Source organism: Maribacter aestuarii (assembly GCF_027474845.2).
Taxonomy (GTDB): Bacteria; Bacteroidota; Bacteroidia; order Flavobacteriales; family Flavobacteriaceae; genus Maribacter; species Maribacter aestuarii.
Window position 1 is genome coordinate 1,641,560 of record NZ_CP107031.2, and the last position, 13,012, is coordinate 1,654,571.

Genomic DNA, 13,012 nt, shown 5'->3' on the forward strand with positions numbered 1-13,012 from the left:
TCTGATTTTAAGCAAAAATGGAGTAAAAAATAAAGACGGCAATTGCCCCGGTAACCCCCAAAACGCCGCTTCCTAAACTAAATAATCGGTAACCCGTTTTAACGTTCATGCCGCTCATTTGGGTAACGACCCAAAAGAAACTATCGTTCGCATGGGAGACCACGGCCGATCCTGCCCCAATAACCACCACCACCAGAGCTTTCTGAATTTCCGAATCAAAACCCAAAGATGGCATCATGGGCATAATTATCGAGGCCGTAGTTACCAAGGCCACGGTTGAGGATCCTTGAGCCGTTTTTAAAGCCGCTGCAAGTACAAATGGCAGAAAGATGCCCATATTGTATTCCGTCAAAGTTTGTCCTAAAATATCGGCGATACCCGAGTTCTGTAAAATTTTTCCGAAAATTCCACCCGCCCCTGTAATCAAAATTATCGACGCTGCATCCTGAATCGCCTTTCCAACCCAACCGGAAGACGATAACATATCGTAGTTCAACTTTTTCGGCAAGAAAAGACAAAGAAAAATACCAATGAGTAAGGAGATGACCGGTTCGCCCACAAAATTGATGAATGCTACGAATCCATTGTCGAGCCCTGTTTTCGTCGGATTCAAAACCGATTTTAATACGATCAGAATAATGGGGACAAGTATCGGAATGGATGATTTAAGGGCACTGGGCCTATCTTTTATTTCCGCTTCGGTGGTCGATGCATTATCCACATCGGGCTCAATATACGTTTTGGAAGCATATTTGTTAGCGAAGAGAATACCTATGGTCAACGCAATGATGCTTATTGGAAAGCCAAAAGCGATGACCAATCCCAAATCCGCCCCCAGAATACCTGCGGCGGCGATTGGTCCTGGAGTCGGTGGAACCATGGTATGCGAAGCCATTAATCCCAATCCCAAAGCTATGGCAGGACCGGCTATGGAAATTTTAGCTTTTTTTGAAAGGCTTTTGTTCAAGGGGTGAAGCAACATGAAACCACTATCGGCGAATACCGGTATGGATACAATATAACCGATTACCCCCATTGCGGTGGGCACCCGTTTTCTTCCTATTATTTTCAATACTTTTTCCGCTATGGCATAAGCCCCACCGGTATTTTCCAGAAACGCACCAATAATAACGCCCAATACGATTATCAGCCCTATTTTACCTAAAGTACCCCCGAAACCCTCGTTTATGGACAGGATAATCTCACCATAAGGCATTCCTGCAAAAATCCCATAACAAATGGATATGATAAAAAGTGCCAGAAAAGCGTGAATCTTTAACTTGGTGGTCATCAAAATGATGGCCAGTACGGCAACTAGCAAATATAGTATCTCCATAATCTAGTGTAAATCCCTTTCTACCTTTGACCCCGAGCCTCCGACCAAAAAATCCAGGTCGGCTCCCTTATCCGCTTGTTCTACGTGGTCTATATACATTTTTACGTAACCTCTGTCTGCCAAGGGCTCAGGGGAAGTCCATTCCTTTTTTCTACGTTGCATCTCTTCCTCTGTTATTTCCAAGTTCAAACTGCGATTTTGAACATCCAAAGAAATGACATCCCCGTTTTTTACAATTGCCAAAGTCCCGCCTATGGTAGATTCTGGAGAAACATGCAGAATCACTGTGCCAGCCGCGGTACCGCTCATGCGCCCATCGGAAATACGAACAACATCTGTGATGCCTCTGGCCAAAAGTTTTTTGGGAAGGTCTACATTGCCCACTTCGGGCATACCAGGATATCCTTTGGGCCCCACCCCTTTTAAAACGATAATACTGTTCTCGTCAATATCCAAATCAGGCATATCGATGCGCGCATGGTAGTCTTCCATGCTTTCAAAAACAACCGCTTTGCCTTTATGCTGCATTAATTTTGGCGTAGCGGCAGATGGTTTGATAACAGCTCCGTTCTCACAGAGGTTCCCTTTTAGCACTGCAATGCCCGATTGCTCTTGAAAGGGTTTTGATAGGGTGGCAATAACGTCACGATTATAACATTCATCCTTCTCATAATTTGAAGTAATATCCTTTCCGTTTACCGTTACGGATTCTTGCAATAAGGGTTGCAGTTCTTTCATCACTATGGGTAACCCACCTGCGTAAAAGAAATCTTCCATTAAGTATTTGCCGGAAGGTTTTAGGTTGACCAATAGCGGAACCTTACTGCCAATACTATCAAAATCTTCTAACGCTAGTTTCACCCCTATTCTACCCCCAATCGCCGTCAAATGAATAATGAGATTGGTAGAGCCCCCTACAGCCGCGTTCGTTATGATAGCGTTCTCAAACGCTTTGCGCGTAAGGATTTTAGAAAGTTTCAAGTCTTCCTTTACCATTTCTACGATGCGTCTGCCGGATAGTTGCGCAAATAGTTTCTTTCTTGAATCTACCGCAGGAATCGAAGAAAATCCGGGTAGGGTCAGACCCAAAGCCTCGCACATGGTGGCCATGGTAGATGCTGTACCCATGGTATTGCAATGGCCTATACTTCGCGCCACGCAAACTTCGGCTTCCCTGATATCAGCAGCAGCATATCCTGCTACTTCTTGACGTTCCTTTATCATCCAGTTCATGGAGCCGGAACCTATTTTTTCTCCCCTAAAACGACCGGTGAGCATGGGGCCGCCTGGAACTACAATTGTAGGTAAATCTACACTGCAGGCGCCCATTATCGTGGACGGGGTCGTTTTGTCGCAACCCGTTAGTAATACGACACCATCTAAAGGGTTAGCCCTTATCGACTCTTCGGTATCCATACTGGCCAAATTTCGAAATAGCATGGTGGTCGGTTTCATGATGGTTTCGCCAAGGGACATTACCGGAAATTCCAAGGGAAATCCACCAGCTTCCAAAATACCCCTTTTCACAACCTCTGCAAAATCTCTTAGATGACCATTGCACGGGGTGAGTTCAGACCAAGTATTGCAAATACCAATTACCGGTTTTCCTTCGAAATAATCGTCCGGGTATCCCTGGTTGCGTAACCAAGACCGGTGTACAAAACCCATTTTATCATTTCCCCCAAACCACTCACTGCTCCGTAACTTTCTTTTTTTATCCATAATAGTTGGTTGGCTGTAGCTAGGTTGCCGGCTTTAAGATAGCTAAAAATGAATATAAATTATTAGTGAATTGCAAGTATAGAGGTCGTTGTCCCCTTAAATTCAATATTTTCTCCCACTGCTTTGCCGTTCAACAGCTGCCCGATTGGCGTAGCCCCGGAGATACAGAAAACGGATTGGCCTTGTGCCTTACATTGTCCTGCTGATATGGCGATGTAATATAGGAAGGCGTCGGTGACGACCAGATTTCCAATGCCAATAGTTTCAGGGTTTGGATTTTGAGGAACTTTGGTGAGCACTTGTTGCGTTCGTTCCTGTTCCGCTAATTGCCGACCCAATTTTTCGCGTTCCAATTGAATCATGGCCCTCCCCGTTTCGTGCTTGTCCCCCGCACTACTTTTGGTTTCAGAAGTCAAGGCCTCTTCCAATTCCTTTATTTGAAATTGTATCCTGTTTAACCTATCGACCACAAATTGATTACAGTGCTCAAAAGCCCTTGTTCTTAATTCCTCAAGATTTTCAATTTTCTTCAACATGGTAAAGATCGGCAAGTTTATATATAAGGAAGTTGACCATGCGGTCATCATTTTCGTTGTTTTCAGCCATTTCTTGAACAGCCGCTCTATTCTCAGCCTTAAAATAGTCCAAATCCCCTGTTCTATTTTCATTGAATATATTCCACGACTTCAAACCTTCCAGCATCGCTTTGTGCGCATTATACTTTCGGGCCATCTCTTCCTTCTGCTTTTTTAAAGATTTCTCCTTAATTCCGTTTTCTGAAACTACTTGCTTGTTGAGCAACCGGTATTCGGCCGTGATACGGGCATCGGCCTTTTCGGCCTCGGTTATGATTTTAAAATATGCCCTGGAGACCAAAGATTGATATTTTTCATCAAAGCCAGTATTGTTAGTATAGACCGATGGTTCATCCAATACTACTACATCATTCTCCGTACTAACATAAAGTCCATCCGCAGCAGGGCCTTCATTCTTAACCAAAAAAGATTCTTCCCATGCTTTAGATTTGATAAGCTCTTTCCAGACCTTACTATATTCCCGATCATATTTGGATTGTGTCGTTGCACAGGCAGAAGCCAATGCAATTAATAGGGTACAAATGGTAAGCTTACCCAGCTTTGAGAATTCATTTTTCATATAACGTCCAACTATGTTAGTAGCATAGCCCACTGGGTTCTAAACAATGGAATTAGGTAGTAGTTCAATGAAAATGATGACTCGCGAAATGGAGCCTTTAAAATATAGGGGAAGACAATATAAAAAGAAAAAGAAACTTAGAGATTAATATTTACAAGTATTTCTAACTTTAATTACTCTATTTCCGGGGTTCAATTTAGGCTACTATCGTACGTCCTCATTTTTTTGAGTCCGTTAACTTCCAGAGCCGAATAGATTGGCCAATTGTCTACCAACAGTAGTGCCTATGGCAACGCCCATTCCCCCGAGCCGAACACCACATGCCGTATTATCGGATAACCGCTTTATTATGGGTTTTTTATGCTTGCCAACGCCCATGATACCGCTCCAACCATAGTCGATTTCAAATGGTGTGTCGGGAAGGATGACGGTTTTCAGGAGTTCATGTAGTTTTTTCCGAACTAGCTCGGTTTCGCCGAATTGCGTGGTTTCCTCGGTTTTAAAATCCAGGTTCCTACCACCTCCAAAAAGAATTCGGTTTTCGATATTCCTAAAATAATAGTAGCCTTCTTGCAAATGAAAGGTCCCTTTTATCTGAAGGTTTTCGATTGGTTTGGTGATAATGACTTGCGCCCGTGCCGGTTTAATTTTCTCGTTCAACAATTTGTTGGCAAAGCCATTAGTAGCTATGAGTAGTTTATTGGTTCGAAACTCGAATTGATCGGTCTTAACTTCAACCCCATCCGATTTATCCTCATAGGATTCCACCGTTACCGAATTAAGAATGATGATGCCCGATGCCATAGCCAATTGCAATAAGGAATACATCATCTTTCCCGTGTCCAGTTGACCTTCAAACACATGGGAGATATAGTTTTGCTCAATCCCTTTAAAACCAAAATGGTTGGGGATTTTTCTAAAAACATTATCCTTAAAAACAGGTTGCAATAAAGCATTAGCCACCTCCAGATTCTCTAAACAATTTTGGTACAGCTCTTGGTCCTCCGCCAGAAAAAGCTCGTGCCCTCCGTGTAACTGAAAATCGATTGCTCTATCGCTCAATAACTTTCTCAAGGCTGCCATCCCATCCCAGCGTTGCTGCACCAATTCCACGACCTCCTCCTCGGTATGTGTCTTTAGATCGGACAGCACTTCGGAAATACTTCCAAAACAGGCAAAGCCTGCATTTTTCGTACTTGCTCCCTGCGGTAGAACGCCTTTTTCCAAAACCAAAATTTTAGCCTTTGGATACAAGGTCCGTAATTGCAAGGCACAATTGAGGCCTACAATTCCACTGCCAATAACCGTAAAATCGATATTGGAGAGCCAAGATTTGTATTCCCAGTAGCTAAGGTTCATAATAGAAGTTTATTTGAATTTTAATTGAAAAAGAAAAAGCCAGAGCCGTTGTCGCAGTGCATTGATTAATTGAACTTTTCTTTAATTGCAATTTCTACCCTATAAATTAGAGTAGTCGTAAGTACCAAGAGAATTACGATAGCTGCAAAAGCTTCTGTCAAGGACCCTGGTAAAAAAAAACCAATAAAACTGACTAATATGAAAATCGCACCCATGCGAATCATTTCTTTAGAGGAATATTCTTGTGCAAAATCACATCTTTCCTGATTTTTTTGAGACGCAGGAGTTCTATAACCATACCAATTATTGATTTTTTTAGGTGGAAAATTCTGAAAAAGCCAACCGCCTAGAGTAAAAATTATTCCACAAACAATGCAGACTATAAAAAATGGGCTTAAAACCAATGAATTCATGAAAAAGTCAGGTTGATAGTTCCAGTTTAATTTAATGCAAAACAACGTCTCGGCTATGATTTTAGCTTGGGAAATCCGCTAGGATTTTTCAAGATAGGAATCAGCTGGTTTAAAGTTACCGTTTTTCATGTTAGGAGAGAGTTAGAGCTGAATTATAGCCAAAGTCATGTTACGTATTATTTTTCCATAAGCCATTTAACTGCTTTTTCTTCAGGTTTGGTGGTATAAATATCCGGTTCTATAGGCCCACCATATATAGTTTTTGTCCTATCAACGAATATTGATGTTGTTAAAATAAGTTTGGCACCGTCACTCAAAGGATGAATTGAATTCCCAGTTGTCAGTCCATGTGTAAATTCTCCAAAAAACTGGGTTTTAGGAAATTCTTTAAACGCTATTGCTATTGCCTCGCCTGAACTAGCCGTCTTACGTCCGATTAATACCGCAATTTTGTCGTAATCAGTATTATTTAAAACATACGAATCTTCAATTTCAAGATGTTTGGTTTTACCTTCATAAACTGCATTATTAGAATATCTCCATTCGTAAAATTTATTTTCGGAATCTAAAAAGTAGCCAGAAATCCCATCCCCTAAAATTGGGGACAAACCTAAATACATCGGCCACATGTTCCCACCCGTATTTTCGGTCAAATCAATAATCCAGCTTTTAATCTCTTTCTTGTCCAGTTTTTTAATTTGTTTTTGGATTGATTCTGCAAAATTATTTGGCAAACTGTCACTGCCCATGAATGCAGGTATTTTCAAATATGCAATTTGTTTGTTTATGATTTTATATTCAACAATCGGCAAGTTTTCATGGGCTTGCCTCATTTTTGTTCTAAGTTGTTCGGTCAACAAAAAACTATGATTATCTCCTAGCTCCCTTAAAATTTTTTCAATTATTGGATAAGTTTCTTCAATTGATTCTTTTCCTTTCATTTCGGCAAGAGCTGATGTTCTTAACTCTTTCCAGTCGATTTCCTTCTTTTTTATTGAATTCTCCTCCATTATATCTATTGCTGTGTTTAGATAAGAAAGTGCCTTGCTCCCACATGAAAACAAAAGTAAGGTTGAAATTACGACCAGGGCTTTTTTCATATGCAACATTACAAATGAATATCATCATTAATACTATCCAACTTAAAGACTAAAATAATAAAACCCTTGGGCAACAAGAGCCTTCATTTTATTCTTTAGCTAATACAAAAGAAACCAATAAAAAAACTCCGATAGCGTTTATCGGAGTTTTGTTCTATTCTTCTGGTTTTGGATCCATCTTAAAAGTGTCCATAAACGCCGTAGTATAATTCCCGGCCAAATAATCCGGATGATCCATTAACTGCCTGTGGAACGGAATTGTGGTCTTTATTCCCTCTATGACGAACTCGTCCAACGCACGTTTCATCTTATTAATGGCCTCTTCCCTTGTCTGCGCCGTTGTTATAAGCTTAGCAATCATGGAATCGTAATTTGGTGGAATACTATAGCCACTGTACACATGAGTATCCATTCGTATTCCATGACCTCCAGGTGTATGAAGGGTAGTGATTTTCCCCGGGGAAGGCCTAAAATTATTATAAGGATCTTCCGCGTTAATCCTACATTCTATAGAGTGTAGTTTTGGCGTGTAGTTCTTCCCGGAAATGGGAACTCCTGCCGCCACCAATATTTGCTCTCGAATCAAATCGTAATCGATAACCTGTTCGGTGATGGGATGCTCTACCTGAATTCGGGTATTCATCTCCATAAAATAAAACTTTCGGTGCTTGTCCACCAAAAATTCTACGGTACCCGCTCCTTCGTACTTAATGTACTCGGCGGCTTTTACCGCAGCTTTCCCCATGGCATCACGGAGCTTGTCCGTCATAAAGGGTGAAGGTGTCTCCTCCGTCAATTTCTGGTGCCTGCGCTGTACGGAACAATCCCGTTCCGATAAATGACAGGCCTTTCCGTATTGGTCCCCTACTACTTGGATTTCAATATGTCGTGGTTCCTCGATTAATTTCTCCATATACATACCTCCGTTGCCAAAAGCGGCCGTTGCCTCTTGGACGGCACTTTCAAAAAGCTCCTCCATTTTCTCCTCTTTCCATACGGCGCGCATTCCTTTTCCTCCACCACCTGCAGTGGCTTTAATCATAACGGGATACCCCATTTTTGCGGCAATCTTCTTAGCATCGGCTACGTCTTTTAAAAGGCCTTCTGAACCTGGGACACAGGGTACGCCGGCAGCCTTCATTGTAGCTTTGGCGGTTGCCTTGTCGCCCATCTTGTCTATCTGGTCCCCGGAGGCTCCAATAAATTTTATCTCATGCTCGGCACAAATTCTGGAAAACCGTGCATTTTCCGAAAGAAAACCATAACCGGGATGTATGGCATCCGCATTGGTTATTTCCGCGGCAGCAATAATATTCGGGATTTTCAAGTAGGATTCACTACTGGCCGCCGGACCGATACAAACCGCCTCGTCCGCAAAACGAACATGAAGGCTCTCCTCGTCCGCTTTGGAATAAACGGCAACCGTTTTGATGCCCATTTCCTTACACGTACGAATGACGCGTAATGCTATTTCGCCCCTATTTGCTATTAATATTTTTTTGAACATAGTTTTTTAGTTTAAGAGTTTACGGTTTAGCAGTTTATAGGTTCAAATGCGCTGGATTCAAACGATAAACTTCAAACTTTAAACTTAAAATTATGACGGATCCACCAAGAAAAGTGGCTGGTCAAATTCTACCGGTGAAGAATCGTCCACCAATACCTTCACGATAGTACCGGAAACTTCCGATTCAATGTCATTGAACAATTTCATGGCTTCGATTACACAAAGTACGTCACCTGCGGAAATAGTGTCCCCAACTTCAACGAAGACTGGTTTGTCCGGAGATGGTTTTCTATAAAAAGTACCGATGATAGGTGATTTTATAGTAATGTACTTAGAGTCGTCCGAGGAATCCTCCTTTGGGACGGATCCTGCAGCAGCAGCAGCTTCTGTTTGAACGGGAACCGGCTGTTGTGCCACCGGTGCCTGTGCCATTGGAATGGACTGTACATAAGTGGTCTCATTGGTGCCAAGACTACCTGTACGGATGGTTATTTTAATTTCATCCGTTTCCAATTTTACTTCACTAGCTCCGGACTTCGCTACGAATTTAATCAGGCTTTGAATTTCTTTAATATCCATAGTTTCAAATATGTATTAAGTAATGGTTTAATTTGCATTATAGGCCCATTTCAGATAGATGGAACCCCAAGTAAATCCGCCTCCAAAAGCGGCGAAAATTAGATTATCCCCTTTTTTAAGTTGACTTTCATAATCGTTCAACAAAAGTGGTAGGGTAGCCGAAGTAGTATTACCATACCTCTGGATGTTCATCATTACCTTTCCTGCATCCAATCCCATACGCTTGGCGGTTGCGTCGATTATACGTTTATTGGCTTGATGCGGCACCAACCAGGCAACATCATCGTCAGTCAAATTGTTCTTCTTCATCATGAGCTCAGCTACATGCGCCATGTTGGATACAGCGAACTTAAAAACAGATTTACCGTCTTGAAAGATAAAATGTTTTTTGTTTGTAACCGATTCTATCGTAGCTGGCATTAGTGAACCTCCTCCCTCCATTCCAAGAAATTGTCTTCCACTTCCGTCCGCTCGTAAATATTCATCCTGTAGCCCCAAGCCTTCGGTATTCGGCTCGAACAGTACAGCTCCAGCCCCATCCCCAAAAATGATGCAAGTTGTTCTATCCGTATAATCAATAATGGAGGACATCTTGTCCGCTCCGATCAACAAAACCTTCTTATACCTTCCAGTTTCAATATATCCTGCGACGGTACTCATTCCAAAGAGGAAACTGGAACAAGCGGCCAATAGGTCATAGGCAAATGCATTTACCGCACCTATTTCAGAGGCCACAAAGGCCGCCGTGGATGCTACCATACTATCCGGAGTTGCCGTGGCAACCACCACTAGGTCTATTTCCTCAGGATTTAATTGGCGCTTTTCAATTAGTTGCGTTGCGGCTTTAATAGCCAAATAGGAACTACCTTCTCCTTCTTCTTTCTTTAATACCCTTCGTTCCTTAATTCCCGTCCTCGTTGTAATCCATTCATCATTAGTGTCCACCATTGCTTCAAGCATTTTATTGGTAAGGACGAATTGGGGAACATAGCCTCCTACAGCGGTAATAGCTGCCGTAATCTTGGTCATATATCAGTAGTTCTTTGAGTAAAAACCTTTAAAAACACATCAAAAGTCGTGAAAAATAGTGATTTCCACAGACTTTTTGTTGAAAAACGGTCTTATTTAGCAAATTTAGTTAGAAATATAATATTTTGCTCCGGAGCTTGATAGGGATACTATTAAAACCGAAATTTTGTCTTTGGACGAAAAAAAACTCCCTACTTCAATTGAAGTGGGAGTTATATTTTTAGTAGAGCGGAAACTAAGCTTCGACTTCTTCCGTTTTATCGACTAAAACCTGGCCTCTATAGTACAGTTTACCTTCATGCCAATGTGCTCTATGGTACAAATGCATTTCTCCTGTAGTGGAGTCTGTAGCCAAAGTTGGTGCAACTGCCTTATAATGTGTTCTTCTTTTGTCTCTCCTGGTTTTGGAAATTTTTCTTTTAGGATGTGCCATTTAAACCTTATTTATCCGTTAATAGTTTTTTTAATTCGTCCCATCGGGGATCGTTTCCTTCTTTATTATCCTTTTTTTCTTTTGGTTGTAGCTCTTCCAGCCTGTCCAGAACTTCCGACTTTAACGTCCCGTCTGCAATTCCTGGATGAACTCTTTTTAATGGAACCGCCAATACTAACATCTCATACACGAACTGTGCAATATTCAATTGATGCTCACCGTGAGGAAGTATCAGAATTTCATCGTCCTCGTCATTGTACGAATCCCCAAATTTAACGATTAACCTAGAACATGAAGTTATAGGCTGGTCGTAGGGCTCACTTGTTATATCGCAGTCCACGTTTACAGTTCCGGCAGCATCAAAATCCAACTCCATAATTGTAGGGGTTTTGTTTAATATTACCTTAACGGTAACGTCTACCGCATTAAACTCGTCATATCCAAAAGAATCAAAGAACGTATTATCTATGTTGTAACTAAACCCGTGTTTCCCTTGCTTTAATCCTGAGAAAGGAATATCAAACTCCTTTTGCTTCATCACGTAACACACTTTATTAAAATGATTGCCTTAAAAGGCGGGTGCAAAGATACTATTATTTTAATAAAACCCAATAGTTATCAACGATTTGTATGACGACTATTTCTCAGCACACACAACTTAGATTAGCGCCTTACTTTTTGTTTCTTCAAGGGGTTCTCGGTTAGGGTTTGAAATTCCGTCCTATTTTTAAAAATACTTAATGCGGTAAATACCGCTTCCTTAAACGAGCTGTGGTCCGCAACCCCTTTTCCCGCTATCTCGTAGGCGGTTCCATGATCCGGCGAAGTCCTCACCTTGCTTAGACCCGCAGTAAAATTTACCCCCCGTCCAAAAGATAAGGTTTTGAAGGGTATAAGACCTTGATCGTGATAGGCAGCTAGGACCGCATCGAATTTTTTATAGGTATCGGACCCAAAAAAACTATCGGCCGGGTAGGGCCCATAAACTAAATGGCCAAGATTTGCCATTTCCGCAATTACGGGTTTCAAAACCTCATCATCTTCTTTGCCGATAACACCATTATCTCCACTGTGTGGATTTATTCCTAACAACGCAATTTTAGGTCTGCGGATGCCAAAATCCATCATCAGGGATTTTTCAATACAATTGATCTTATCCCTTACCAATCTTGGAATAATGGCCGATGCTACATCTTTCACGGCTACATGGTCTGTTAGCAATCCAACTTTTAGGGTATCTGTAACCATGAACATGAGGCTCTCGCCGTCCAATTCCTGGGCTAGATAATCTGTATGTCCCGGAAAATTAAACTCCTCCGATTGGACGTTGTTTTTGTTTATGGGCGCCGTTACTAAGACATCGATAGCCCCATTTTTTAGCGCTTCGGTAGCCGCCGTCAAAGATTTAATCGCATAACGGCCGGACTCCTCTGTTGCTTCCCCAAATTGAATGTTCGGCACTTCTTTCCAGACATTAACAATGTTCACTTTGCCGTCAATCGCCTTGGAGGCCTCTTGGACACCATTAAAAGCAATGTTGACGTTCAACGCTTTCATTTGGTGCGAAATGGTCTTGTTGGAGGCAAAAATTACAGGCGTGCAAAAGTCCAGCATCCTACTATCCTCAAAAGTTTTTAACGCCACTTCACAACCTATGCCGTTTAAATCCCCTATGGAAATGCCCAACTTAATCTTACCTTTTTCCTCCATGATAATCTTTACCTTTGTAAACCAATTCAGTCCACAAAACTACTTAATAAAAACGATACATGTTTACCGGTATAATTGAAACCTTAGGAGAAGTCGTTGGTTTGGTTCACGATGCCAGCAATCTTCATATCACCATAAAATCCGACCTCTCAACCGAATTAAAAATTGACCAGAGTGTTGCACATAACGGCGTTTGCCTTACGGTAGTTTCTTTGGCCGACGATAACTATACCGTAACGGCCATTGCGGAAACATTAGAAAAAACGAACCTGAACCTGCTTGCGGTCGGGGACACCATAAATCTGGAGCGCGCCATGATTTTAGGGTCTCGTTTGGACGGACACATCGTACAGGGCCATGTGGACCAAACGGGCACTTGCATCCATATTGAGGAAAAAGACGGAAGTTGGTTCTTTTCTTTTAAATATGACGCCGATAAGGGGAATCCGACCATTGAGAAAGGCTCCATAACCATTGATGGCACCAGTCTTACTGTGGTGGATTCGGGAATAGACTCTTTTAGCGTGGCCATCATTCCTTATACCTATGAACATACGCGTTTCAACACCTATGAAGAGGGTACGGTTGTTAATTTGGAGTTTGATGTCATCGGAAAATATGTGGCGAAGCTTTTAGCTGCTAGGCAGTAGATAGTTATAAGGGTATCCT

14 protein-coding genes are annotated in these 13,012 nt (G+C 41.8%); 1 reads left to right on the forward strand and 13 read right to left on the reverse strand.

Annotation, left to right across the window (positions count from 1 at the left end):
• Positions 1-7: 7 nt before the first annotated feature.
• From N8A89_RS07495 to pdxA, 13 genes are all read right to left on the reverse strand, one after another.
• Positions 8-1,336 carry a GntP family permease gene (locus N8A89_RS07495; RefSeq protein WP_281541697.1) on the reverse strand — a complete coding sequence of 443 codons (1,329 nt, stop codon included), beginning with the start codon at positions 1,334-1,336 and terminating at the stop codon, positions 8-10.
• 3 nt (positions 1,337-1,339) lie between these two features.
• Positions 1,340-3,058 carry an IlvD/Edd family dehydratase gene (locus tag N8A89_RS07500; protein WP_289645228.1) on the reverse strand — a complete coding sequence of 573 codons (1,719 nt, stop codon included), beginning with the start codon at positions 3,056-3,058 and terminating at the stop codon, positions 1,340-1,342.
• A 62-nt stretch (positions 3,059-3,120) separates the two neighbouring features.
• Entirely contained in the window at positions 3,121-3,594 is a 474-nt protein-coding gene (locus N8A89_RS07505; protein WP_281541699.1) for a 3-oxoacyl-ACP synthase, read from the reverse strand.
• Positions 3,578-4,213, reverse strand: coding sequence for a hypothetical protein (locus N8A89_RS07510; RefSeq protein WP_281541700.1), 636 nt, complete (start codon positions 4,211-4,213; stop codon positions 3,578-3,580). Before N8A89_RS07510 ends, N8A89_RS07505 begins: the two co-directional genes overlap by 17 nt.
• 234 nt (positions 4,214-4,447) lie before the next feature.
• Positions 4,448-5,572, reverse strand: a complete 1,125-nt coding sequence (locus N8A89_RS07515) for an NAD(P)/FAD-dependent oxidoreductase (RefSeq protein ID WP_281541701.1) — start codon at positions 5,570-5,572, stop codon at positions 4,448-4,450.
• 65 nt (positions 5,573-5,637) lie between these two features.
• Positions 5,638-5,985 carry an SdpI family protein gene (locus N8A89_RS07520; protein ID WP_289645231.1) on the reverse strand — a complete coding sequence of 116 codons (348 nt, stop codon included), beginning with the start codon at positions 5,983-5,985 and terminating at the stop codon, positions 5,638-5,640.
• A 176-nt stretch (positions 5,986-6,161) separates the two neighbouring features.
• On the reverse strand, positions 6,162-7,085 hold the full coding sequence (locus tag N8A89_RS07525; protein WP_281541703.1) for a S41 family peptidase: 924 nt from the start codon (positions 7,083-7,085) through the stop codon (positions 6,162-6,164).
• A 154-nt stretch (positions 7,086-7,239) separates the two neighbouring features.
• Positions 7,240-8,592, reverse strand: coding sequence for an acetyl-CoA carboxylase biotin carboxylase subunit (gene accC, locus N8A89_RS07530; RefSeq protein ID WP_281541704.1), 1,353 nt, complete (start codon positions 8,590-8,592; stop codon positions 7,240-7,242).
• A 90-nt stretch (positions 8,593-8,682) separates the two neighbouring features.
• Positions 8,683-9,171: an acetyl-CoA carboxylase biotin carboxyl carrier protein gene (accB, locus tag N8A89_RS07535; RefSeq protein ID WP_281541705.1), complete on the reverse strand. Its 489-nt coding sequence runs from the start codon at positions 9,169-9,171 to the stop codon at positions 8,683-8,685.
• A gap of 27 nt (positions 9,172-9,198) precedes the next feature.
• Positions 9,199-10,200, reverse strand: a complete 1,002-nt coding sequence (locus tag N8A89_RS07540) for a beta-ketoacyl-ACP synthase III (protein ID WP_281541706.1) — start codon at positions 10,198-10,200, stop codon at positions 9,199-9,201.
• Positions 10,201-10,435: 235 nt separating this feature from the next.
• Positions 10,436-10,633, reverse strand: coding sequence for a 50S ribosomal protein L32 (gene rpmF / locus N8A89_RS07545; RefSeq protein WP_281541707.1), 198 nt, complete (start codon positions 10,631-10,633; stop codon positions 10,436-10,438).
• Positions 10,634-10,640: 7 nt separating this feature from the next.
• Complete coding sequence (locus tag N8A89_RS07550; RefSeq protein WP_281541708.1) at positions 10,641-11,171, reverse strand: YceD family protein; 531 nt, start codon at positions 11,169-11,171, stop codon at positions 10,641-10,643.
• A 125-nt stretch (positions 11,172-11,296) separates the two neighbouring features.
• Positions 11,297-12,343 (reverse strand): 4-hydroxythreonine-4-phosphate dehydrogenase PdxA, encoded by a 1,047-nt coding sequence (pdxA, locus tag N8A89_RS07555; protein ID WP_281541709.1) that lies wholly within the window; start codon positions 12,341-12,343, stop codon positions 11,297-11,299.
• Between the two features lie 59 nt (positions 12,344-12,402).
• Between pdxA and N8A89_RS07560 the strand changes: the two genes are divergently transcribed.
• Positions 12,403-12,993 carry a riboflavin synthase gene (locus tag N8A89_RS07560; RefSeq protein WP_281541710.1) on the forward strand — a complete coding sequence of 197 codons (591 nt, stop codon included), beginning with the start codon at positions 12,403-12,405 and terminating at the stop codon, positions 12,991-12,993.
• Positions 12,994-13,012: the final 19 nt, after the last annotated feature.